This is a genomic window from Acidovorax sp. A79, from assembly GCF_041154505.1.
Taxonomy (GTDB): Bacteria; Pseudomonadota; Gammaproteobacteria; order Burkholderiales; family Burkholderiaceae_C; genus Acidovorax.
This window is the reverse complement of sequence record NZ_AP028672.1, coordinates 3,130,040-3,152,515: the sequence shown is the minus strand read 5'-3', so window position 1 is coordinate 3,152,515 and position 22,476 is coordinate 3,130,040. Positions and strand designations below refer to the sequence as shown.

Here is a 22,476-nt window from a genome sequence, read left to right as displayed (position 1 = left end):
GTACGGCGGCCACGCGCACAGGCTGCTGGCCGCCACGGGAGACTGCGGCGACGGACTGGGGCCGCCGGGAAGTCTGCGAACGCCATTGTGGTCCGAACCCGGTCCGGTGTGCCCATTTCGCAGGGCCGCGCAAGGGTATATGCAAACGCGGGAAATGGCCGGCGCGGCTACACCCGCTTGGTCAACACCTCCCAGACCAGCGAGACGCCCGCGGCCAGCAGGTCGCCGGTGAAGGAGTCGCCATCGCCATCCCGCGCGCCGCTGAAGGCACTCTTTTGCCGCTCGCGCTCGGCCCGGCTGCGGTCGCGCTCCAGCGCCACCAGGGCATCGCCAATGTCCACGGTCGCCGCCGGCGTGCCGTGCGCGGCCTGGGCCGGGCGGGCGCCAGCCCGGGCGTAGCCCTCCATCGCGCGCACCACGGCGTCGGGGTCGATGAGCGAGAACGCCGCGCGGCAGTAGGGGCAGGCGTGGTCCTTGCGGATGTCCACGGGCGCGCCGCAGCTGGTGCAGTAGATGGCGCCCACGCGCCGGGCCAGGTCGTCGATCTCGGGGCGCGTCATGTGGCGCACGAAGCCCTTTTCGACCATGAAGGAGGAAAAGGTGCTGAACCGCCCGTGCTGGCGCGCGCAGCGGTAGGTCATGTAGCGGCCGCTGCGCACCACGTCGAAGCCCTGGTCCAGCGCGCAGCTGCAGCGCGGGCAGGCCATGCGCGCCTGCAGCGGGCGGTGTTCATGGGTGCGGTGTTCGTGCAGCAGGCGGAACAGGTCCACCACCGCCTGGGGCGAGAGCTTGAGGTTCTCGTGCCGGTCCAGCCAGAGGCCCTGGCAGGCGTAGCAGATGTCCAGCTCCAGCGTGTGCCCGGTGTTGCTGGTGAACGAATGGGCCTCCATGGGCTGGCGGCACGACGGGCAGGATGGGGCGGATGGCGGCATGGTGGACGTCGGGTGAGGGCCGGCCCTCTTGCCCGCCGCTGTGAGGCAGCCATCCTACCGTTCCCGCCGCCTCGCACCTTCGCCTGGCGAAGTTCATCGTCCACGTGCGCATTCATCCACTAGCATTCGCGCCTCGAACTACAAGGAACAACACACATGGGATTCATGAACTGGCAAGAAAAAAGCGCGGCCGTGCTGCAGCAGGGCGGAGTGATCGCGCCCGACGAACGGCTGCCCTGGCCGCAGACGACGGCGATGGGCGTGCAGCACGTGATCGCCATGTTCGGCGCCACGGTGCTGGCGCCCATCCTGATGGGGTTCGACCCCAACGTGGCCATCCTGATGAGCGGCGTGGGCACGCTGATCTTCTTCCTGGTGACGGGCGGCAGGGTGCCCAGCTACCTGGGTTCGAGCTTTGCCTTCATCGGGGTGGTGATCGCGGCCACGGGCTATGCGGGCAAGGGGGCCAACGGCAACATCGCCGTCGCCCTGGGCGGCATCATCGCCTGCGGCCTGCTCTACACGCTGATCGGCGCGCTGGTGCAGGCCATCGGCACGGGCTGGATCGAGCGCTTCATGCCGCCCGTGGTCACGGGCTCGGTCGTCGCGGTGATCGGGCTGAACCTGGCGGGCATTCCGATCAAGAACATGGCGGCGAGCAATTTCGACAGCTGGATGCAGGTCGTGACCTTCGTGAGCGTGGGCCTGGTGGCCGTGCTCACGCGCGGCATGGTGCAGCGCCTCTTGATCCTGGTGGGGCTGATCGTGGCGAGCATCATCTACGCGGTGCTCACCAACGGCCTGGGCCTGGGCAAGCCCATCGACCTGTCGATCCTGGCGAACGCGGCATGGGTGGGCATGCCCAACTTCGCCGCGCCGGTGTTCGACGGCAACGCGATGCTGCTGATCGCCCCGGTGGCCATCATCCTGGTGGCGGAGAACCTGGGCCACATCAAGGCCGTGACGGCCATGACCGGCCGCGACCTGGACCGCTACATGGGCCGTGCGTTCATCGGCGACGGCGTGGCCACCATGGTGAGCGGCGGCGTGGGCGGCACGGGCGTGACGACCTATGCCGAGAACATCGGCGTGATGGCCGCGACCAAGATCTATTCCACCGCCGTGTTCCTGCTGGCGGGCGTGTTCGCGCTGGTGCTGGGCTTTTCCCCCAAGTTCGGCGCGCTGATCCAGACCATTCCGCTGCCGGTGATGGGGGGCGTCTCCATCGTGGTGTTCGGCCTGATCGCCGTGGCCGGGGCCAAGATCTGGGTGGACAACAAGGTGGACTTCTCGCAGAACAAGAACCTGATCGTCGCGGCCATCACGCTCATCCTGGGCACGGGCGACTTCACGCTCAAGTTCGGCCAGTTCGCGCTGGGCGGCATCGGCACGGCCACGTTCGGCGCCATCCTGCTGTATGCCTTGCTCAACCGCAAAGCGGCGTAATCTGTGGGCGTGAGCGGACGTACCACATTTGTAAGGGTTAACCCTTAATTTGTAAGGAACGACGGCTAGCATCCTGGGTTTTGTCCACGGGGCCATCCGCTCACCGGGCGGGTGGCCTCTTTTCTTTTCGCGGAGTTTGTTCATGTCCCTGGCCGATCGGGTGCTGTACCCCGACTTTCTCTCCCGCACCATGTCCGCCGACGAGGCTGCCGCCCTGATCCCTGCCGGTGCCCATGTGGGCATGAGCGGCTTCACCGGCGCGGGCTACCCCAAGGCCGTGCCCGGCGCGCTGGCGCGGCGCATCGAAAGCCTGAACGCGCAAGGCCATGGTTTCAAGATCGGGCTGTGGACGGGAGCCAGCACCGCGCCTGAGCTGGACGGCGCGCTGGCCCAGGTGGACGGCATCGAGATGCGACTGCCCTACCAGTCCGACCCCACGGTGCGCCGCCAGATCAATGCAGGCCACATGCAGTACGTGGACATCCACCTGTCGCACGTGGCGCAGTTCGTGTGGTTCGGCTTCCTGGGCAAGCTCGACGTGGCCGTGGTCGAGGTGGCGGGCGTGCTGCCCGACGGCCGGCTGATCCCCTCGTCCTCGGTGGGCAACAACAAGACCTGGCTGGACCAGGCCGACAAGGTCATCCTGGAAGTGAATGCCTGGCACAACCCGGGCCTGGAAGGGATGCACGACATCTACTACGGCACCGACGTGCCGCCACACCGCAGGCCCATCCCGATGACGCGGCCCGACGAGCGCATCGGCGAGCCCTACCTGCGCTGCGACCCGTCCAAGGTGATCGCGGTGGTGGTGACGGACCAGCCCGACCGCAACAGCGTCTACGCCGCGCCCGACGACACCTCGAACCGCATCGCGGGCCACATCATCGAGTTCCTGCAGCACGAGGTGAAGAAGGGCCGGCTGCCCCGGGACCTGCTGCCGCTGCAGTCGGGCGTGGGCAACATCGCCAACGCGGTGCTGGCGGGGCTGAACAACGGCCCGTTCGAAAACCTCACGGCCTACACCGAGGTGCTGCAGGACGGCATGCTGGACATGCTGCGCTCGGGCAAGCTCGCCAGCGCCTCGGCCACCGCCCTGTCGCTCAGCCCGGCGGCGATGCAGGACTTCAACGAGCGCATCGAGTACTACAAGCAGCGCATCGTGCTGCGCCCGCAGGAGATCAGCAACCACCCGGAGCTGATCCGCCGCATGGGCCTGATCGCGATGAACGGCATGATCGAGGCCGACATCTACGGCAACGTCAACTCCACCCACATCATGGGCTCGGCCATCATGAACGGCATCGGCGGCTCGGGCGACTTCGCGCGCAATGCGTACCTGTCGATCTTCATGACGCCCTCGCTGGCCAAGAACGGCTCGATCTCGTGCATCGTGCCCATGGCCTCGCACGTGGACCACACCGAGCACGACGTGCAGATCCTCGTCACCGAACAGGGCCTGGCCGACCTGCGCGGCCACTCGCCCACGCAGCGGGCCGAGCTCATCATCGACCGCTGCGCGCACCCCGACTTCCGCCCGGCCCTGCACGACTATGTGGCCCGCGCCAAGCGCGGCGCCGTGGGCCAGCACACGCCGCACCTGCTGGGCGAGGCACTGTCCTGGCACCAGCGCTACGTGGAGACGGGCAGCATGCGGCAGAGCGCGCCCGCCTGACCAGGCCCCGGCCGAATCCCCCGGCCCGGCAGGGAGAACATGGTCTTGTCACAGGCCCTGGGTAGAATCAGGGTTAACCCTTGGTCGTCGGACCACCAGGCCTCCCCCCGTTTTCCTTTTTCTTCACCGGCCACCAGCCCTTCGCGGGGCTGGTGGCCTTCTTGTCCGTGAGTTTTCCTGCCATGCAACGTCGCCAGTTCACCCAGTCCCTTGCCGCTGCCAGCGCCGGCCTGCTTTTTGCCAACCCGTCGCGCGCCGTGGGCGTGCAGGACCCGATGGACGCCAGGAGCGTGGCCATTGGCTGCTCCGTCGGCCTGACCGGTGCCCTGGCCAGCCTGGGCAAGGAACTCAAGCAGGGCCTGGACGCGGGCATCGCCCAGGCGAACGTGCGCGGCATCCATGGCCGGGAGCTGAAGCTGCTGGCGCTGGACGACGGCTATGACGCCGCCCGCTCGGAGGAGAACGCGCGCAAGCTGATCGCCGACGGCGGCGTGGTGGCGCTGCTGTCGTGCATGGGCACGGCCAACAACCAGCGCATCCTGCCGCTGGTGGACGAGGCGCAGATCCCCTACGTGGCCCCGCAAAGCGGCGCCACGTCGCTGCGCAAGGCCGAGTACCGCTCGGTGTTCCACGTGCGCGCCAGCTACTCCGACGAGGCCCAGCGCCTCACGCAGAAGCTGGTGGCCATGGGCATCACCGACCTGGCCATCGTCTACCAGGACACCGCCTTCGGCCGCGAATTCCTGGCCGATGTGAACAACGCCATGAAGGCGGCCCAGCAGCCCGCGCCCAAGGCGTTCAAGCTCGACGCACAGGGCGCGCAGGTGGCCGACGTGGTCAGGCAGGCCGTGGCGGCCAAGCCCACGACGGTGCTGCTGGGGACGGCGGGCGACGTGTCGGCCGCGCTGGTCAGCGAATTCAAGAAGGTGTCGCCCAGCACGCCGCTGGCAGCGACCAGCGTGGCCCTGTCCGGCGACAACCTGCGCCAGCTCGGTGGCAAGGCGGCGGGCATCGCGCTGTCGATGGTGCTGCCCGACGCCGGCCGCACCAGCGTTGCCCTGGTGCGCGACTACCAGCGCGCCATGAAGGCGGTGGGCTTTCAGGAATTCTCGAGCCGCAGCTTCGAGGGCTATGTGAACGCCCGCGTGCTCGCCGAAGGCCTGGAGCGCGCCGGCCGCGAGCTGACCCGCGCCAGGCTGCGCAACGCGCTGGCCGGCATCCGCAGCAACGACCTGGGCGGCCTCACGATCGACTACGCCGGCAGCGCCCCCTATGTGGGCTCGCGTTTCCTGGACCTGGGCGTGATGGGCGCCAACGGCAAATTCATCGGGTAACCCCCTGGGGCGCTGCGCGCCGTTCCTCAAGGGGGACGCCTCCGGTGGACCGGCAGGGCCGGATCCACGGTGGCGCCAGGCCGGGGCTGCGCCCATGAGAGCAAGATGGGCACAATGGCCGGTCCGAAAAGATTCATCCCTCTGTCCGACCGAAGCCACCATGCCCATCTGGAAAAAGCCCGTCGACCTGGCTCGACTCAACGCCGACCACCACAACACCGCTGCCTCGCACCTGGGCATCGAGATCATCGAACTGGGTGACGACTTCCTGCGCGGCCGCGTGCCGGTGGACCAGCGCACCAAACAGCCCTTCGGGCTGCTGCACGGCGGCGTGAGCGTGGTGCTGGCCGAGTCGCTGGGCTCGGTGGGCGCCTACTACGCCAGCCCCGAGGGCCACAACGCCGTGGGCCTGGACATCAACGCCAACCACCTGCGCTCCGCCACCAGCGGCTGGGTGACGGCCACCGCCCGGCCCATCCACCTGGGCCGCACCACGCACGTGTGGCACATCGACATGGTCAACGACGCGGGCGAGCTCACCTGCGTGTCGCGGCTGACCATGGCGATCCTGGCGCCGAGATAAGGTGCATCCCCCTGAGGCACTTCGTGCCTTCCCCTTCTCTCGAATCGCTAACGCGACTCGGGAAGGGGGACGCAGCCCTCGCTGCGGGGCGGCCCTTGCTTGGCTGCCCTGGTGGGCAGCGCCACCCGGAGCGGGCAGGGTTGAATTTATAGAAAATTACTCTCCAGCGCTTACTGGGTAAGCGCCAGAAGCTATCTATTCAGTAGCATTCTGCTGCGCCAGGCGCTCGCTTTTCCAGTACACGTCATCCCCGCCATCCATGCGGTTGAGCACGCGGGCCAGGACGAACATCAGGTCGGAGAGGCGGTTGAGGTACTGGCGCGGCGCGTCGTTCAGCGCCTCTTCGTTGCCCAGGGCGACCACGGCGCGTTCGGCGCGGCGCGCCACGGTGCGGCAGACATGGGCTTGCGCGGCGGCTCGGGTGCCGGCGGGCAGGATGAATTCCTGCAGGCGCGGCAGCGCCGCGTTGTGGTGGGCCAGGGCGTCATCCAGTGCCAGCACCGCTTGCGGCTTGAGCAGTTCGAAGCCCGGGATCGACAGCTCGCCCCCCAGGTTGAACAACTGGTGCTGCACCTCGACGAGCAGGCCGCGCACGTCCTCCGGCACGCGCTCGCACAGCAGCAGGCCGATGTGGGAGTTGAGCTCATCCACGTCACCGAGCGCATGGATGCGCAGGCTGTCCTTGGAGACGCGTTCGTTGTTGCCCAGGCCGGTGGTGCCGGCGTCGCCGGTGCGCGTGGCGATCTGTGTGAGTCGGTTGCCCATGGGTGCCTTGCTTGGTCGGTGGGGGATGCGGCGCAGGGCCGCGCGGGGAATCTGCACCCGCGATTTTCCGCCACCGCGCCCGCCGGGCCGGTATTCAAAAAAAAGCCCCTTGCACACGCACCCGGTGCAAGGGGCGGGCGGGCAGCCCCTATCGCGCTGCCGCCCACCGGCTGCCGCCGGCCACCAGGGTCACTGGGTCGCCGTCGAGCGGTTGAGCTTGTCGATGTCCGCCGTGGAGACACCCGTGTTCGAGGGCTTGAGGTTGTTCCACGCATTGGCGTGGTACGTGTCCCACTCCTGGCGCGACACCATGCCGTCGCCGTTGGAGTCCATGAGGCGGGCGTTCACCCGCGTTTCCGCCTTGGCGGCGGCCTTGCCCCCGGAGGCGCTGGGGTTGATCTCTGCCACCGGGGCGCCACGGCCATCGCCCTTGGCAGGGTTGGCGGGCGCCGCCGTGCTCTGGCTGGCACGGTTGTCGGCCTTGTTCTGCGCATTCGCGGCGGCGGGGCCGCCCGAAGCGGCGGGATTCACCTCGGAAGGGGGGCGGGCGGTGTTGGTGGCGGGCGCCTGCGCGAGGGCGGCGGTGCAGGCCAGGGCGGCGAGGGCGGCCACAACGGTTTGCTTTTGCATGAGAGGCTCCTTGGGATAAAACAACAAAAAACATCCATCCAGCGGGATGCTGAAGTGCATTGTTTTGGGCAGGCGGGAACGCCGATGTAGGACATGCCCCGGCCTGCCAGTCATCCGGCAACCGGCCCGCGGCGTCGGGCGGGCGCCTGTGGCGCCCTACGTTTGGGTACATCCCCTCCGCATTGCCCTACAAAGCAGCCGCTGCCGGTTACACCGCGCTGGGAAATGTTGGCCCGGGCAACAGCAGGCAAGAGTGCTGGCCTTGCCCGGCCTGCTGCGGTGCAATGAAACCCTGTTCAACTTCGAAGGAGCCTAGCTTCCATGAAAGCACTGCAACGACGCACCTATTCGTTCGATACGCGCAGCGTGATGCTCTTCGCCGCCCTCTCCCTGGGTGGCGTGGGCGCATTGCAGGCACAGTCCACTTCCACTTCGCCCCAGCCTGCGCCGGCCAGCAAGGCCGCAGCCCCGGGAGACCCCAAATACTCCTACGGCCCTGGCACCGGAAACCCCTCCATGGCCGCCACCAACGCTTTCAATCGCGCCGACACCGACAAGGACGGCAAGCTGAGCGAGAAGGAAGCCACCAAGCTGCCGGCCATCAGCCAGCGCTTCAAGGAACTGGATGCCGACCAGAGCGGCTCCCTGTCTCCAGCCGAATTCGAGAAGGGCCTTCTTTCCTGATCCTCCATCCCGGATGCCCTGGCTCTTGGCCACGGAGCCAAACCCGGGGTGACCACCGCGTGTAGCGGACCATTGGCGTCCGCGAGCCCGCCCGCCCTGGAGCGTTCCAGACCGTGGGCGGGCTTTTGCGCCTGCGCGCCGAGGGCCGCCGTCAGTCGTGCAGCGAGGACAGGAATTGCTGCAGTTCAGGCGTGCGCGGGTGGCCGAACAGCTCGGCGGGCGTGCCCGTCTCGTGCACACGGCCCTGGTGCATGAAGATCACGCGGTCGCTGACCTTGCGCGCGAATGCCATCTCGTGCGTGACCATCATCAGTGTCATGCCTTCCAGCGCGAGCGACTCCACCACGCGCAACACCTCACCCACCAATTCAGGGTCGAGCGCCGAGGTGATCTCGTCGCACAGCAGCACCTGTGGCTCCATGGCCAGGGCGCGGGCAATGGCCACGCGCTGCTGCTGCCCGCCCGAGAGCTGGTCGGGCATGGCGTCGAATTTTTCTGCCAGGCCCACGCGCTCGAGGAGCTTGCGCGCCTGCGCGGCCGCCGTGGCGGCGTCGCGCGACTTCACCAGCGTGGGGGCCAGCATGATGTTGCGGCCCACCGAAAGGTGCGGGAACAGGTTGAAGTTCTGAAAAATCATGCCCACCTGCTGGCGCAGCTCACGCATGGCCGTGGGGCTGTCGTGCATGAGCTTCTTGCCGTTGACGCTGAGGGCACCCTCCTGAAAGACCTCCAGCCCGTTCACGCAGCGCAGCAGCGTGCTCTTGCCCGAGCCGCTCTTGCCGATGATGGCGATCACCTCGCCCTTTTGCACCTTGAGGTCGATGCCCTTGAGCACCTCGTTCGTGCCGTAGGACTTGCGCAGGGCCGTGATGTCCACGATGGGCGGCGCGCCCACCACGATGCCGTCGTGGGCGGGAGCCGGGGTTGTATCAACTGCGGTTGCCATGGAGTTTCCTTTCAAGGGACTGCGCCACCAGGCTCACCGGGAAGCACAAAACAAAGTACAGCAGGGCCACGCAGGCGTAGACCAGGAAGGGCTGGTAGGTGGCGTTGGAGATCATGCTGCCGGCCTTGGTCAGCTCGACAAAGCCGATCACCGATGCCAGCGCCGTGCCCTTGATCACCTGCACCAGAAAACCCACGGTGGGCGGCACCGCAATGCGCAGTGCCTGCGGCAGCACCACATGGCGCAGCTGCTCGCCAAAGTTCAGGGCCAGGCTCTGCGCCGCCTCCCACTGGCCCTTGGGGATGGAGGCCACGCAGCCGCGCCAGATCTCCGTGAGATAGGCGCTGGTGTAGAGCGTGAGTGCCACGGCGGCGGCCGTCCACGGCGAGGTCTTGATGCCAAAGAGCGCAATGCCGAAGTACGCCAGGAACAGCTGCATGAGCAGCGGCGTGCCCTGGAACACCTGCACATAGGCACCGATCAGGCGCTCGGTACCCCGCACCTTGGACAGGCGCAGCACCAGCAGCAACAGGCCCACCAGCCCGCCGCCGATGAAGGCAATGAGCGAGAGACTGACGGTCCAGCGCGCGGCCATCAGCAGGTTGCGCAGGATGTCCCACAGAGAAAATTCCACCATGGCTTATCTCCCCACCAAGAATCGGGCACCCACCCAGATGAGCAGGCGGCGGGTCAGCATCGACAGCGCCAGGTACACGGCCGTCGCCAGGATGAACGCCTCGAACGCGCGGAAGGTGTTGCTGGAGATCAGGTTGGCCGCGTAGCTCAGTTCCGGCGTGGAGATCTGCCCGCACACGGCCGAGCCCAGCATCACGATGATGATCTGGCTCACCATGGCCGGCCACACCTTGAGCAGCGCCGGCGGCAGCACCACACGGCGGAAGGTCTGGCCGGGCGTCAGGGCCAGGCTCTGCGCGGCTTCGATCTGCCCGCGCGGCGTGGCCTCGATGCCGGCGCGGATGATCTCGGCCGAATACGCGCCCAGGTTGATCACCATGGCCAGCACGGAGGCCACCTCGGGCGAGAGCTTGAACCCGAGCGCCGGCAGGCCGAAGAACAGGAAGAACAGCTGCACGATGAAGGGCGTGTTGCGCACCAGCTCCACATAGGCGGCCACGGCCCAGCGCAGCGGCAGCGCACGCGGCCCCAGGTTGCGGGCGCGCGCCCAGGCACAGGCCGTGCCCAGCAACAGGCCCAGCACGGTACCCACCACCGTGAGCCCGATGGTCCAGACCACACCGCGCACCAGCAGCGGCCAGGAGGACAGCACGGCAGAGAAATCCAGCGCAATCAGCATGCGGTTGCCCTGCGGCGCTTGTCACGCCCCAGGCCTGTTCAGCAAATGGTCAGTGGTGTGCGTTCACAGGGGCAGTTCGCCGGCGGGACGGCCCAGCCACTTGCTGGAGAGCTTGTCGATGTCGCCCGACTTCTTCGCCTCGGCGATGATCTCGTTCACGCGCAGGCGCAGCTTGTCCTCGCCCTTGGCCACGCCGATGAAGTTGGGGCTGTCCTTGAGCAGCAGCTTGTATTCGGTCTGCAGGTTGGGGTTCTTGACCATGATGGTGCCGGCCGTGGAGGCGCTGGTGGCAATGGCCTGCGTCTGGCCCGACACGAAGGCCGAGATGCTGGCCGCGTGGTCTTCAAAACGCTTCACGTCCACGCCCGCGGGCGCGACCTTGGCCAGTTCCTGGTCCTCCATGGCGCCACGGGTCACGGCCACCGACTTGCCCGTGAGGTCGGCAAAACTCTTGATGTTCAGGCTCTTGCTGGCAAACACGGCCTGGAAGAACGGCGCGTAGGCCGCAGTGAAGTCGATGACCTTCTCGCGCTCGGGGTTCTTGCCCAGCGTGGAGATGACGAGGTCGGCCTTCTGCGTCTGCAGGTAGGGGATGCGGTTGGCGCTGGTCACGGGGATCAACTCGACCTTCACGCCCAGCTTGGTGGCGATGTAGTTGGCCATCTCGACATCCAGGCCCTGGGGCTTGAGGTCGGTGCCGACAAAGCCGTAGGGCGGATAGTCGGTGGGGATGGCGATCTTGATTTCCTTGGCCTTGAGGATGTTGTCCAGCGCGTTCTGCGCGTGGGCGGCAGGGGCCATCAGCGCGGCCCACAGGCCCGTGGCGGCGAGCACGCCCAGTGTCAGGCGGCGGGTCGAGGAAACAAAGGCACGGGGGGCGGTCATAGCAGGGCTCCTAGGTAGGTGGATGCGTCGGCGGGTGCTGCGTCCTGGTCGGACGCTTTCGGGGTAGAACTCTTGGACGCAGCGCGGGGCTTGCGTTGCCGGGGCTGCGCGGTGGTGTCCGCTGCGGCGGCAGTGGTCTTGCGCACCGGGGCCAGCGCATCGCGCAGCCCGGCCAGCGGGTCGGTGCTGGCCTGCAGGCGCAGCGCGGATTGCACCGAGCCGATGTGCTCGGACATGAGCGCCTCGGCCTGGGCGATGTCGCCCGCCTCCAGCGCCTCGACGATGCGCACGTGGTCGGCGCACGACTGCGCGGCATCGTGCGACGACTGGTAGAGCATGGCGATCAGCGTGGTGCGCGCCGTGAAGTCGCGCAGCGTGTCGGCCAGCAGTGAATTGCCCAGGCATTCGGCCAGGCACACATGGAAGTCGCCCAGCAGGAAGCTGCGCGCGCCCACGTCGCTGCCCGCCAGCGCCGCCTTCTCGCGCTGCAGGTGGCTCCTGAGCTGGCGCACGGCCGCCTTGTCCACCGCCTTGAGCTGGTGCAGCAGGCCCAGTTCGATCACGCGGCGCGCTTCGAAGGCCTCGCGCGCCTCGTCTTCCGAGGGTTCGATCACATACCAGCCACGCCGCGCGCTCACGGTGACGATGCCGCGCGTGGACAGCCGCGTGAGCGCCTCGCGCACGATGGTGCGGCTGCAGTCGAACAGCATGGCCAGCTGCTGCTCGCCCAGGCGCGAGCCCGGGGCGAGCTTTTGCGCCATCACGGCTTCGATGATGCGGTTGCTGATCTCGGTGGCGGTGGTCATTGCCGCCTGCTGATTGCAGGTTCCGTGCCAACTGGTATACAAGATGGATGCACCAGTGTGGCGCGCCAGCCTATGGCGCCCTACGGGGGCTCAGCGGACTTCGCCCTCCTTGCTCAAAGAATGCCTCGCCACAGATTGAATCTGGTGGGTTCGCTATGGATTTCGCAGCGCGATGCGCTGTTGAAATGCTGCAGCCAGGGCATGGTGCCCTCATGGCGCGCCCAGCCGGGGTCGCCCCGGCGCGCAAAACTCGCCCAGCTTTGGTGCATGGCCTGCGCCAGAGCGGCAGGCGGCGCGGCCCCCGTGAACTCTTGCCCCTGGGCAGTGTGAAGGTTGCCAAAGACAAACGGCAGCTCCACCGCGTGCGCCGCGCCCAGCCGCCCCCGCCACTGGGGGGATGCCCAGGCAAACTCATAGCGGTGGGCGCTTTGGGCCCATTCGCTGGCCAGCGCCGCGATGCGCTGTGCGGGCACGCGGTAGTAGAAATCGGACTGCAAGGCTGACAGCAGCTCGCCCGGTGTCTGCTGGGCAGCCGGCAACAGCGCCCGGCAGGCGCGAACCGCCTCCGTGGGCAAACCCACATCCTGCGCAAACGCCAGCACCTTCGCCTCGCTCACGCGGTCGATGGCGCCGCCCGGCACGTGGTACAGGCGCATCTCGTCCACATTGCTGCCCACCAGCACCTGCAGGTCCGGTGGCCGGGCCCTCCATTGCTGGCGCATCGCCTGCAGCGGCGGCGCAGCCAGCACCCGCCCATCCACCACGGGCCGCAGCGGAAAGAAGTTGCGGCCCCCGATGCCATGCCGAACTCGAAGCGATGGATCTGCTGCCAGCCTGTGGACGGCATGAAGCACCGAACCGATGGGTGCCGAGGCCAGCGTGGTGCGGCTCGGCGCCACGCCCACCAACGCAGCCACTGCGCGGCGCACGGCGGCGGCTTCGTCCAGCGTTTGGCAGGCCACGCTCGGGCTTTGCAGGATGACCCTCTGGAACAAGCCGCGCGACGCTGGCATGCCCAGCAGGCACGCCAGCGCACCCGCGCCCGCCGACTGGCCAAACACCGTGACCTGCGTCGGGTCGCCACCCCAGGCCTGGACATGGTCCTGCACCCACTGCAGCGCAGCGATCTGGTCCAGCAAACCCCGGTTGGCGGGTGCACCGTCGTCCTCACCCTCGAAGTGCATGAACCCGTCCATGCCCAGCCGGTACTGCAGCGACACAAAAACCAGCCCCTGCCGGGCGAACGAAGCGCCGTCGTACAGCGGTTCGCTCGCCGAGCCGCGAAAGAAGCCGCCACCATGCACCCACACCAACACCGGCAGGCCCGCACCCGGCGCTGCGGGCGGTGCCCACACATTCACGGCCAGGCAGTCCTGGCCACCCAGCATGGGTGCATCGGCTTTTGCCGTGCGGGCCAGTTGCGGCGCCATGGGCGCGAAGGTGGTGGCGTCGCGCAGGCCGGACCACGGCAACGCAGGCGCCGGTGCCGCAAAGCGCAGCGCGCCACGTGGTGCCTGGGCGTACGGCACGCCACGGAACACACGCACGCCGTGGTCCCACAGACCCCGCAGCTGGCCGCCGTGGGGCAGCGTGACCTGGGGTGCAGCTGTGCCCACTGTCATTCCGTGGCCAGGCCCAGCTTGTCGATCAAGGGCCGCCACACGGCCGCATCGCGCGAGGCCCAGGCGCGCACGTCGCCCGGCACCGAGGAAGTGAGCGTGACGTTCATGGCCTCCAGCCGCGATTTGTACTGCGCATCGCCCCGGCACTTTTCGGTAACGGCGTTGAGCTTGCTCAGCAGTTCGGGCGGCGTGCCCGCCTTGGCCACCACCGCAATCCACGCGGGCCGCGCCAGGTCGGCAGCAGGGGGCAACGCTTCGGCAATGGTGGGCACCTCCGGCAGCAGGGGCGAGCGCTGCGCGCCAAACAGCGCCAGCGGCACCAGCTTGCCCGCCTTGACCTGGGCTGCGGCCGTGCCGATGACCAGGGTCATCGCATGGATCTGCTGCCCCATCAGCGCGGTGAGGCCCGCGCCTTCGCCCACAAAGGGCACATGGGTGCCAGCCACGCCCAGGCGCTCGATGAGCGCCGAAGTCAGCAGGTGCGCCGGGCTGCCCTTGCCCGGCGACCCAAAGTTGACGCCACCCGGCGTGGCGCGCGCGAGTTTTTGCAGATCGGCCAGGCTCGCGATGCCCTGCCCCGCAGGCACGGCCAGCACCAGCGGCGACGTGCCCAGCACGGCCACGCCATCGAAGTCGCGCAGCGGGTCGTACGGCGGCTGCTTGTACACATACGGCGTGATCGTCATCTGCGACATGCCGATGCTCAGCAGGCTGTAGCCGTCGGCGGGCTGGCCCTTGAGGTAGTTGATTGCCAGCACGCCGTTGGCCCCCGGCTTGTTCTGCACCACCACCGCCTGGCCCAGTTCACGCGCGGCGCAGTCGGCCCACACGCGGGTCATCGCGTCCGAGCCGCTGCCGGGCGGCTGCTGCGCAATGAGCTGGATGGGCTTGGCCGGGTACGCGCCTGGCTGTGCCACTGCGGTGCCTGCCAGCAGCACGAGGGCGCCCAGCAGCGGAATGCGGGGCGCGCGGGGGAAGGAAAGGGCCATGGTGTGTTGTCTCCTGGGTTTTTTGGGGGGGTGGCAGTGGAATGGCGTTGCACAGGCGCCTGGCGGGGCTCCCGCAAACGTGCGCAGGTGCGCGCCGGTGCGGCGGCACCCAGGGCCTAGCGGCGAGGCGCTCGCGCCTTGGCGGGCGCGGCACTGGCGGCTGCGGCTTCACAGCGGGTGGCGATCAGGTCGGCCAGGCAGGCCAGCTGGGCTTGTTGCGCAGCATCCGGCGTGTCCTGCCGCGCAGGTGCAAAAAGCTGCAGCATCCCCAGCCCGCGCAGCGAGGACAGCACCAGGCCCAGCAGGCCATCGCGGTCGGCCTCGTGGGCCAGTTCGGGAAATGCCTTGAAGAACCCGTCGCGCATGCGCGCCTGCACGCTCTGGCGCAGCTCGGCAATGTGGCCCAGCACTTCCGGCTGGTTGCGGCAGCCCAGATAGATGTTCCAGGCCACGATGAAGCGCGGCTGCGCATAGACCAGGCCCCAGACGGCCTGCACGAAAAGGGTCGCCCTCTCGCGGGGCGCCAGCGTGCTGTCGGGCCAGAGTGCGCCCGACAGCACGCTGGACTCGATCAGCTCGCTGAGCACGTTCATCATCAGCACCGCCTTGGACGTGAAGTGGTGCTGCACCGCCCCCGACGTCATGCCCGCCGACTTGGCCAGCTCATGGATGGACATCTCCTCCAGGCTGCGGTTCTGGATCACATCGATGGCCGTGGCGATCAGGTGCTGGCGGGTGGCGGCGCTGCGCTCGGCATGCGTGCGGCGCACCCCCGCCTTGGGGGAAACACGGTGGTTCATGGCGCTTTCACAATATACATTTCAAACGTAATGTATTTAAGCGAACACCCGCGAACAAGCCCGTGAATACCCGCACCACGCCGCGCAGTGCCCGCGCGCCTTGTGCACCCGCGGGGTCCGGGCCAGCTTGCACCTGCCTGACCACTGCCATGGCGCCACGCAAAGGCCGGTGGTATTCTTTTCGACCACCCTGGAGACAACCCATGAACGCCCCCACCGCCGCCGCCCACCTTCTCCCCGAAATCAACCTGCGCGAAGTGCCCCAGGCCCTCATCGAAGCGCTGCAGACCCGCTTTGGTGCGCGGTGCTCGCTGGCCCAGGCCGTGCGCGAGCAGCATGGCCGGGACGAAGGTTCCTTCCAGGCGCCGCCACCTTCCGCTGTCGTGTTCGCCGAGAGCACGCAGGACGTGGCCGACGCCGTGAAGCTGGCCAGCCAGTACGAGGTGCCGGTGATTCCCTACGGCGCCGGCTCCTCGCTCGAAGGCCACCTGCTGGCCGTGCAGGGCGGCATCAGCATTGACGTGAGCCGCATGAACCAGGTGTTGAGCATCAATGCCGAAGACCTCACCGTGACCGTGCAGCCCGGCATCACGCGCAAGCAGCTCAACGATGCGATCAAGGACACGGGCCTGTTCTTCCCCATCGACCCCGGCGCCGATGCCAGCATTGGCGGCATGAGCGCCACGCGCGCCAGCGGCACCAACGCCGTGCGCTACGGCACCATGCGCGAGAACGTGCTGGCGCTGCAGGTGGTCACGGCCAGCGGCGAAGTCATCCACACCGGCACGCGCGCCAAGAAGAGCAGCGCGGGCTACGACCTCACGCGCCTGATGGTGGGCAGCGAGGGCACGCTGGGCATCATGACCGAGATCACCGTGCGCCTGTACCCGCTGCCCGAGGCCGTGAGCGCCGCGATCTGCTCGTTCCCGAGCATCGAGGCCGCCGTGCACACCGTGATCCAGACCATCCAGCTCGGCGTGCCGATCGCGCGCGTGGAACTCATCGACCACCACACGGTGCGCATGGTCAACGCGCACAGCAAGCTCACCCTGCGCGAAGAACCTATGCTGCTGATGGAGTTCCACGGTTCGCCATCGAGCGTGAAGGAGCAGGCCGAGACGGTGCAGGACATCGCCAGCGAGTTTGGCGGCAATGCCTTTGAATGGGCCAGCACGCCCGAGGAACGCACGCGCCTGTGGACCGCGCGGCACAACGCCTACTTCGCCGCCGTGCAAAGCCGCCCCGGCTGCCGCGCCATCAGCACCGACACCTGCGTGCCCATCAGCCGCCTGGCCGACTGCCTGCTCGACTCGGTGCAGGAAGCCGAGGACAGCGGCATCCCTTACTTCCTGGTGGGCCATGTGGGCGACGGCAACTTCCACTTTGGCTACCTGCTCGACCCCAACATCCCCGAAGAGCGCGTGACCGCGGAAGACCTGAACCACAAGCTGGTAGCCCGCGCGCTGAGCATGGGCGGCACCTGCACGGGCGAGCACGGCGTGGGCCTGCACAAGATGGGCTTCCTGCTCGATGAAACCGGGGCTGGCGCGGTGGACATGATGCGCGCCATCAAGCGGGCGCTGGACCCGAAGAACATCCTGAATCCGGGAAAGATCTTCGCGCTGTAGCCGCCGCGTGGCGCAGCCCCCGTCCCGGGCGGCCCATGCTGCCCTTCGAAAGCTGTGCGCATCCGCAAGACGGGCCGCGGGCGAGTCCCATGGCCCGCGCTAGCGCCGCGGCGGCGGCGGTCTCGATGCCCCCGAAAAGACGGCGGGTGCCTTCTAGAATGAAGGAATGATCAAATACTCCTTCCCAGCCGCGCCGGTGACGTACCGGCCCGCCGCCAGCCCCCCCGCCACCATGGCCGGCGAGTTGATCGACTACCAGGCGTGCCCGTTGTGCGAGAGCAAGGCCTTTCGGCCGCTGCGCAGCGCGGACTGTTCCCACCACCCTCGCTACAGCCAAGAACTCTCCCGCACCATGCATTGGAGCCAATGCACGGCGTGCCAGCATGTTTTTCGCAGCGGCTACTACTCCGAAGCGGCGCTGAATGTCGTTTTCCGTGGCACCAACGAATCCCAGGTGGTGGGCTATGACCTGGAACGGCAGCGCTATGTGTCTGCGCAGATGATCGAGAAGGTGCTGTCATACCAGACGGGAGGCACGTGGCTGGACGTGGGGTTTGGGAATGCATCGCTTCTGTTCACCGCGCAGGAGTACGGCTTCGATCCCGTGGGCCTGGACCTGCGTCCGCAATCGGTGGAAGAGCTGCGCAGATGGGGGGTGGCGGCCCATTGCCAGGACGTCACAGGGTTCGAGCTGCCGCGGCCGGCCAGTGTGGTCAGCATGGCGGATGTGCTGGAGCACATGCCGTTTCCCAAGGTGGGTCTGCATGCCGCCCACCGGCTGCTGCAACCCGGGGGGGTGCTGCTGATCTCCCTGCCCAACCTGGGCTCCTTGGTCTGGAAGGCGCTGGATGCGAACAACGCGAACCCCTACTGGGGTGAAATCGAGCACTATCACAACTTTGACCGCGACCGGCTGTACGCGCTGCTGGCCGAATGTGGCTTCCGGCCCGTGCGCTATGGCATCAGCCAACGCTACCGCGTGTGCATGGAAGTGATTGCCGTGAAAGTCCAGGCAGAGGGGGCACACGACGCACCACAACAGTTGCCATGATCCACGGAAGTCCTGGCTAAAGATCAAGGCCTGCGGTGCGGTAACGTGCCTCTCCCAGGGCCTTGGCCTGCACCGCCTTGGCGGGTGGTGGGCAGCGCCCAGGGGCCTCCTCAGGGTCATCACGTTGGACAACTTTCTGGCAGTGGTATGGGGTTCTCCACACTTCACCCTGTCAGAAATCGCATGTTGTCTCGCTGAAACCTCCAAGCCTCAAAAGCCCATGCAGAACGTCAGCCCCACGGAACACCCACTTCAGGTCGCCCTCGTCGCCGAACACCAGCATGCATCGCTGGTCGACCTGCTGCGCGAACTGCACGTCTTCTACAACGAAGGCGCCTCGCCCGCTCGGCAGGTGGTGATGGAGCACCTCCGCCAGAACCTCCTGGCGCCCGGCTCCGCCCAGCGTTTGCTGGTTGCTTCGCGCAGCGACAGCGTTGTGGTGGGCCTGGCGGCGTTCTCGCTGGTGTATTCGCTGGTCGAATTTGCAGAGGACCAGCGCAGGCATTGCCAGCTCAAAGAGCTGTACGTGAGTTCGGCCGAGAGAAGCCAGGGGACTGGCCGGGCGCTCATGTCCGGGCTCGCCCGGTATGCCTTGGACCACGGCTGCCGCCGCATCGACTGGCCTGTGAAGGCGTCGAACGCCAGGGGAATCCTGTTCTACGAAAGCCTCGGTGCCCAGCGTGTGGCCGAACGGCTCAGTTACCGGCTGACTGCGCCCGCACTGGGCCGGCTGGCCCAGAACCGTGGATGTGCCGGCGCAGGGCCCGCATTGAACTGAAAACCGGGGACCTGCGCCTTGTTTCGATCTTTCGTCCTTCTGCTCGCCCCGCTGGGCGGCGCGGCCTTCGGCGGGTTGCTGCTGGTGTCGCTGCTGCAACCCACCTGGATTGAACGCGGCGCGCGCGAGCTCATCCGCCAGCACATCGAGCACAAGACGGGCGAGAAGCTCCAGGCCCTGGACGAGCGCTTTCTGAGCGCACAGGCACGGGTCCTCTTGCGAGGCAAGGAACAGGAGATCGACGCCGCGCGCAAGGCGCTGTCGGCCGACCTGCCCGCCCGGGTCGCCGCCATTGCGGACGAGATGGGGATCCCGGCCTGCGAATGCCGCAAACGGCGGCAGCAGCGGCTGGAGTTGCAGATCGGCACCGCGCAGCAGATGCAGGCCCAGCTCGATGCGCTGATCCGCAGCGCCTACATGGATACGGCCGGGAAGCTGCTGCGCGAATTGCGCATCTTCAGCGGTGCCAATGCCCTGGCGTTCGCCCTGCTGGGCCTGACCGCATGGCGGCGGCCCCACGGCGCGGCTGGGGCATCGCTGGTGCCGGTCACCGCCACGCTCCTCGTGGCAACGCTGGCGAGCAGCGCTGTCTACCTCTGGGGGCAGAACTGGCTGCAGACCATCGTGTTCGGCAGCTATGTGGGCTGGGCGCAACTGGCCTACATCGCGCTGGTGTACGCGTGGCTGTGCGATCTCTTGTTCAACCGGGCGCGCATCAGCCTGCACCTGTGCCAGGGCAGCCTGAGCGGCGCTGCGACCCCCTGCTGAAAGCCACCACCCCATGCGCATGGCCCTCGTCTCCGACATCCATGGCAACCTCGCCGCGCTGGAAGCGGTGGCCGCCGACATCCGCCGCCGGGGCGCTGACCAGGTGGTGAACCTGGGCGACAACCTCCAAGAACCTGTTCAAGGTGTTTTCGGGGTCGCACAAGTACCTTGCCGGGATGGGATGCTAGGCGCAGTGCGCAGTTGATAGCTTGGCTATCAACAAGCGCCGCAACGCCGCAGACCGCCCGGCAAGGCACTTGCCCGAAGGGTTGGAGTGAAATCGGGCGATTGAATGCCCCGGCTGCTTGCATGGGCACGAGCCCATGCAACGCATCCGAGGCATCCACTCATCCCGATTGCACTTCAATGCGATTCCCGAAAACACCTTGAACAGGTTCTCGGCCCGCTGCTGCCGCGCGAGACGGCGCAGTGGCTGATGGCGTCGGGCTGGCTATCACTGGCGGGCAACCACGAGCGCCAGGTTCTGGAACTGCGCCCCGGGCGCGGCGGCCCTTCGGACCAGTACGCGCACGCACAGCTCACCGAGGCGGAGTTCACCTGGCTGCGCACGCTCAAGGCCTGGCATCGCTTCAGCGACGACATTTACCTGTGCCACGGCTCACCGCGCAGTGACCACGAATATCTGCTGGAAACATTGGACGGCAGCACACTGCGCCTGGCCACCGCGGCGGAGATTTCCGACCGGCTGGGCGGCGAGCATTCACCGGTCATCGCATGCGGCCACACCCACGTGCCCCGCGCAGTGCGGCAGGGTGCAAGCCTGCTGGTCAACCCCGGCAGCGTGGGACTGCAGGCCTACAGCGATGACCACCCCGTGCCCCACGCGGTGCAGACCGGGACACCCGACGCACGCTATGCCTTCATCGAACAGCGCGCAGGCGGCTGGCATTGCGAACACATCTGCGTGCCCTACGACCACGCGGCCATGGCGGCGCTGGCCCGGCAACACGGCCGCCCGGACTGGGAGCACGCACTGCTCACTGGCTACGCCGCCTAGCCCGCGCGCCCATCAGCCGTGCACTGACCGCGAATCTGCGGGAGTCTGGTCACGGTCATGCATGCCGTAGTCGCGCACCACGGCGGCAACGCGCAGGCGGTAGTTGTCGAAGATCCGCTCGCGGCCGGCTTTCCGCGTGGCGCGGTGGGCTTCCATCTGGCGCCATTGCGCCACTGCCTCCTCGTCACGCCAGAACGAAAGCGACAGCAGCTTGCCGGGAGCACTGAGGCTCTCGAACCGTTCGATGGAGACAAACCCATCGATCTGCTCGAGCAAGGGCCGCAACGCAGCGGCAGCGCCCAGATAAGCGTCCTGCTGGCCCGGAGCGGGCTGTACCTCGAAGATGACGGCGATCATGCCCTGAGCTCCAACGGACGTGCGGGCAGGCCCAGCGTGCCTTCCACGCCCTGCGTGAAACTGCGCTCCTCGCGCAGGATGAAGCGCTTTTCCTGCGCCATGGCGAAGTTGGCGCGGCCCTCCGGGTCGGTGCGCAAGCGGGCGCGGTAGGCCTCGTAGGCGGCCAGCGACTCGAAACCTATGAGCCCCCAGGCCTCGTAGTTGCTGCCCTCGTGCGGCAGGAAGTAGCCGATCAGGTGGCCGCCGCAGCGCGGGATGATCTGGCCCCAGCGGCGTGCGTATTCGGCGAACAGCTCGCGCTGGAAGGGGTCGATGTCGTAACGGATGAAGCAGGTGATCATGGTGCGTGGCCCTGTGCGTTGTGAGGGCCTCACGATAGGCGCTTGACGGCCCGTGATGGTTCGCTCAACATCGAACCATGAAAGATGGTCCCCACATTGCGCGCATTGCCGCGCTCATCGGCGACGCCGGTCGCGCCGAAGTCCTCACCGCGCTGATGTCCGACCGCGCGCTCACGGCCACCGAGCTGGCCGAAGTTGCCGGCGTCACCAAGCAGACCATCAGTGCCCACCTGGCCAAGCTGCTCGATGCAGGCCTGCTGACCGTCGAGCACCAGGGCCGCCACCGCTACTTCCGGCTGGCCGACCGCGATGTGGCACACCTGCTGGAATCGCTGATGAACGTGGCCTTCCGCGCGGGCGCGGTGCGCCTGCGCTCCAGCCCGCGCGAGCCTGCCTTGCGCCGCGCACGCATGTGCTACGACCACCTGGCCGGCGAAGTGGGCGTGCAGTTTTATGAAGCCCTGGTGCGCCAGGGGCTGCTGCAGACCACGCCCCAGGGTGCGGCGGTAACGCCCGCCGGCGCGCAATGGTTTGCCCAGGTCGGGATCGACACCCCCGCCCTGGCCCAGCAGCGGCGCATGCTGTGCCGCCCTTGCCTGGACTGGAGCGAACGCCGCCACCACCTGGGCGGCGCGCTGGGGGCTGCGCTGCTGCAGCGGCTCTTCGAGGGCGGCTGGGCACACCGCGCACAGGGCTCGCGCGTGGTGCATTTCACGCCCAAGGGCGAGCTGGCGTTGCGCCAGTGGCTGGCCACCACCTCCAACGCACCCCCATCCATCCCCCTCCTCGGCCCCGGGACATGATGAAGACCCTGCTGCTTTTCATCGCCACCGCCCTGGCTGAAATCGTGGGCTGCTACCTGCCCTGGCTGTGGCTCAAGCAGGGCAAGCCCATGTGGCTGCTGCTGCCCGCGGCACTGAGCCTTGGTCTGTTCGCATGGTTGCTCACCTTGCACGACACGGCAGGCGCGGGGCGCGTTTACGCGGCCTATGGCGGGGTCTACATCGGCGTGGCCCTGGCGTGGCTGTGGGTGGTGGACGGCATCCGGCCCACGCCGTGGGACGTGGCGGGCGTGCTGGTCGCGCTGGCGGGCATGGCGCTTATCGTGCTGCAACCCGCGCGCTGA

The 22,476-nt window shown here is 67.7% G+C and carries 25 protein-coding genes and 1 pseudogene; 13 read left to right on the top strand and 13 right to left on the bottom strand.

All coding sequences use genetic code 11. The features are described from left to right. Positions 1–167: 167 nt before the first annotated feature. Positions 168–890 carry a hypothetical protein gene (locus tag ACAM51_RS14455; protein WP_369643823.1) on the bottom strand — a complete coding sequence of 241 codons (723 nt, stop codon included), beginning with the start codon at positions 888–890 and terminating at the stop codon, positions 168–170. Between the two features lie 198 nt (positions 891–1,088). Here ACAM51_RS14455 and ACAM51_RS14450 point away from each other — a divergent pair, with 198 nt between their 5' ends. The 4 genes from ACAM51_RS14450 to ACAM51_RS14435 all read left to right on the top strand — a co-directional run bounded on the left by ACAM51_RS14450 (position 1,089) and on the right by ACAM51_RS14435 (position 5,967). After that, a complete protein-coding gene (locus tag ACAM51_RS14450; protein ID WP_369641014.1) occupies positions 1,089–2,378 on the top strand; it encodes a solute carrier family 23 protein in 1,290 nt (429 codons plus the stop codon). Positions 2,379–2,520: 142 nt separating this feature from the next. Further along, complete coding sequence (locus ACAM51_RS14445) at positions 2,521–4,050, top strand: acetyl-CoA hydrolase/transferase family protein (RefSeq protein ID WP_218339235.1); 1,530 nt, start codon at positions 2,521–2,523, stop codon at positions 4,048–4,050. A 182-nt stretch (positions 4,051–4,232) separates the two neighbouring features. Continuing rightward, positions 4,233–5,384 (top strand): ABC transporter substrate-binding protein, encoded by a 1,152-nt coding sequence (locus ACAM51_RS14440; RefSeq protein ID WP_218296485.1) that lies wholly within the window; start codon positions 4,233–4,235, stop codon positions 5,382–5,384. Between the two features lie 160 nt (positions 5,385–5,544). Continuing rightward, positions 5,545–5,967, top strand: a complete 423-nt coding sequence (locus ACAM51_RS14435; RefSeq protein WP_218296484.1) for a hotdog fold thioesterase — start codon at positions 5,545–5,547, stop codon at positions 5,965–5,967. Positions 5,968–6,162: 195 nt separating this feature from the next. On the opposite strand, the gene ACAM51_RS14430 is transcribed toward ACAM51_RS14435, so the two are convergent. Further along, entirely contained in the window at positions 6,163–6,732 is a 570-nt protein-coding gene (locus tag ACAM51_RS14430) for a cob(I)yrinic acid a,c-diamide adenosyltransferase (RefSeq protein ID WP_218296483.1), read from the bottom strand. A gap of 189 nt (positions 6,733–6,921) precedes the next feature. Beyond that, complete coding sequence (locus ACAM51_RS14425; protein ID WP_218339236.1) at positions 6,922–7,362, bottom strand: hypothetical protein; 441 nt, start codon at positions 7,360–7,362, stop codon at positions 6,922–6,924. Between the two features lie 321 nt (positions 7,363–7,683). Between ACAM51_RS14425 and ACAM51_RS14420 the strand changes: the two genes are divergently transcribed. Then, positions 7,684–8,046 (top strand): EF-hand domain-containing protein, encoded by a 363-nt coding sequence (locus ACAM51_RS14420; protein WP_369641013.1) that lies wholly within the window; start codon positions 7,684–7,686, stop codon positions 8,044–8,046. Positions 8,047–8,197: 151 nt separating this feature from the next. Here ACAM51_RS14420 and ACAM51_RS14415 read toward each other — a convergent pair whose 3' ends face one another. The 8 genes from ACAM51_RS14415 to ACAM51_RS14380 form a co-directional block, all read right to left on the bottom strand. After that, on the bottom strand, positions 8,198–8,992 hold the full coding sequence (locus tag ACAM51_RS14415) for an amino acid ABC transporter ATP-binding protein (protein ID WP_255590935.1): 795 nt from the start codon (positions 8,990–8,992) through the stop codon (positions 8,198–8,200). Then, positions 8,976–9,629, bottom strand: a complete 654-nt coding sequence (locus ACAM51_RS14410; RefSeq protein WP_057227970.1) for an amino acid ABC transporter permease — start codon at positions 9,627–9,629, stop codon at positions 8,976–8,978. The genes ACAM51_RS14415 and ACAM51_RS14410 overlap by 17 nt, the downstream gene beginning before the upstream one ends. A gap of 3 nt (positions 9,630–9,632) precedes the next feature. Further along, entirely contained in the window at positions 9,633–10,307 is a 675-nt protein-coding gene (locus tag ACAM51_RS14405; RefSeq protein WP_369641012.1) for an amino acid ABC transporter permease, read from the bottom strand. Between the two features lie 63 nt (positions 10,308–10,370). Then, the gene (locus ACAM51_RS14400; RefSeq protein ID WP_369641011.1) at positions 10,371–11,192 is read right to left on the bottom strand and encodes a transporter substrate-binding domain-containing protein; all 822 of its coding nucleotides are present in this window, start codon (positions 11,190–11,192) and stop codon (positions 10,371–10,373) included. Next, positions 11,189–11,998, bottom strand: a complete 810-nt coding sequence (locus tag ACAM51_RS14395) for a GntR family transcriptional regulator (protein ID WP_369641010.1) — start codon at positions 11,996–11,998, stop codon at positions 11,189–11,191. The genes ACAM51_RS14400 and ACAM51_RS14395 overlap by 4 nt, the downstream gene beginning before the upstream one ends. A 113-nt stretch (positions 11,999–12,111) precedes the next feature. Continuing rightward, positions 12,112–13,620: a carboxylesterase/lipase family protein gene (locus tag ACAM51_RS14390; RefSeq protein ID WP_369641009.1), complete on the bottom strand. Its 1,509-nt coding sequence runs from the start codon at positions 13,618–13,620 to the stop codon at positions 12,112–12,114. After that, entirely contained in the window at positions 13,617–14,609 is a 993-nt protein-coding gene (locus ACAM51_RS14385; protein WP_369641008.1) for a Bug family tripartite tricarboxylate transporter substrate binding protein, read from the bottom strand. The genes ACAM51_RS14390 and ACAM51_RS14385 overlap by 4 nt, the downstream gene beginning before the upstream one ends. 116 nt (positions 14,610–14,725) lie before the next feature. After that, on the bottom strand, positions 14,726–15,409 hold the full coding sequence (locus tag ACAM51_RS14380) for a TetR/AcrR family transcriptional regulator (protein WP_218296475.1): 684 nt from the start codon (positions 15,407–15,409) through the stop codon (positions 14,726–14,728). Between the two features lie 203 nt (positions 15,410–15,612). Between ACAM51_RS14380 and ACAM51_RS14375 the strand changes: the two genes are divergently transcribed. The 6 genes and pseudogenes from ACAM51_RS14375 to ACAM51_RS14350 all read left to right on the top strand — a co-directional run bounded on the left by ACAM51_RS14375 (position 15,613) and on the right by ACAM51_RS14350 (position 20,652). After that, positions 15,613–17,037, top strand: a complete 1,425-nt coding sequence (locus ACAM51_RS14375; RefSeq protein WP_218339242.1) for an FAD-binding oxidoreductase — start codon at positions 15,613–15,615, stop codon at positions 17,035–17,037. 166 nt (positions 17,038–17,203) lie between these two features. Next, on the top strand, positions 17,204–18,088 hold the full coding sequence (locus ACAM51_RS14370; RefSeq protein ID WP_369641007.1) for a class I SAM-dependent methyltransferase: 885 nt from the start codon (positions 17,204–17,206) through the stop codon (positions 18,086–18,088). 220 nt (positions 18,089–18,308) lie between these two features. After that, positions 18,309–18,866, top strand: a complete 558-nt coding sequence (locus ACAM51_RS14365; protein WP_369641006.1) for an N-acetyltransferase family protein — start codon at positions 18,309–18,311, stop codon at positions 18,864–18,866. A gap of 18 nt (positions 18,867–18,884) precedes the next feature. Further along, entirely contained in the window at positions 18,885–19,634 is a 750-nt protein-coding gene (locus tag ACAM51_RS14360) for a hypothetical protein (RefSeq protein ID WP_369641005.1), read from the top strand. A 13-nt stretch (positions 19,635–19,647) separates the two neighbouring features. Continuing rightward, positions 19,648–19,773, top strand: a pseudogene (locus ACAM51_RS14355) (metallophosphoesterase); the annotation flags it as partial. Between the two features lie 297 nt (positions 19,774–20,070). Then, on the top strand, positions 20,071–20,652 hold the full coding sequence (locus ACAM51_RS14350) for a metallophosphoesterase (RefSeq protein WP_369641004.1): 582 nt from the start codon (positions 20,071–20,073) through the stop codon (positions 20,650–20,652). Between the two features lie 12 nt (positions 20,653–20,664). Here the strand turns inward: ACAM51_RS14350 and ACAM51_RS14345 are convergent, their stop codons facing one another. Further along, positions 20,665–21,009, bottom strand: coding sequence for an antibiotic biosynthesis monooxygenase (locus tag ACAM51_RS14345; RefSeq protein WP_369641003.1), 345 nt, complete (start codon positions 21,007–21,009; stop codon positions 20,665–20,667). Continuing rightward, on the bottom strand, positions 21,006–21,350 hold the full coding sequence (locus ACAM51_RS14340) for an NIPSNAP family protein (RefSeq protein ID WP_369641002.1): 345 nt from the start codon (positions 21,348–21,350) through the stop codon (positions 21,006–21,008). Before ACAM51_RS14340 ends, ACAM51_RS14345 begins: the two co-directional genes overlap by 4 nt. 77 nt (positions 21,351–21,427) lie before the next feature. On the opposite strand from ACAM51_RS14340, the gene ACAM51_RS14335 reads away from it, so the two are divergent. Further along, positions 21,428–22,153, top strand: a complete 726-nt coding sequence (locus ACAM51_RS14335; RefSeq protein ID WP_218296469.1) for a helix-turn-helix transcriptional regulator — start codon at positions 21,428–21,430, stop codon at positions 22,151–22,153. Then, positions 22,153–22,476, top strand: coding sequence for a YnfA family protein (locus ACAM51_RS14330; protein ID WP_218296719.1), 324 nt, complete (start codon positions 22,153–22,155; stop codon positions 22,474–22,476). The genes ACAM51_RS14335 and ACAM51_RS14330 overlap by 1 nt, the downstream gene beginning before the upstream one ends.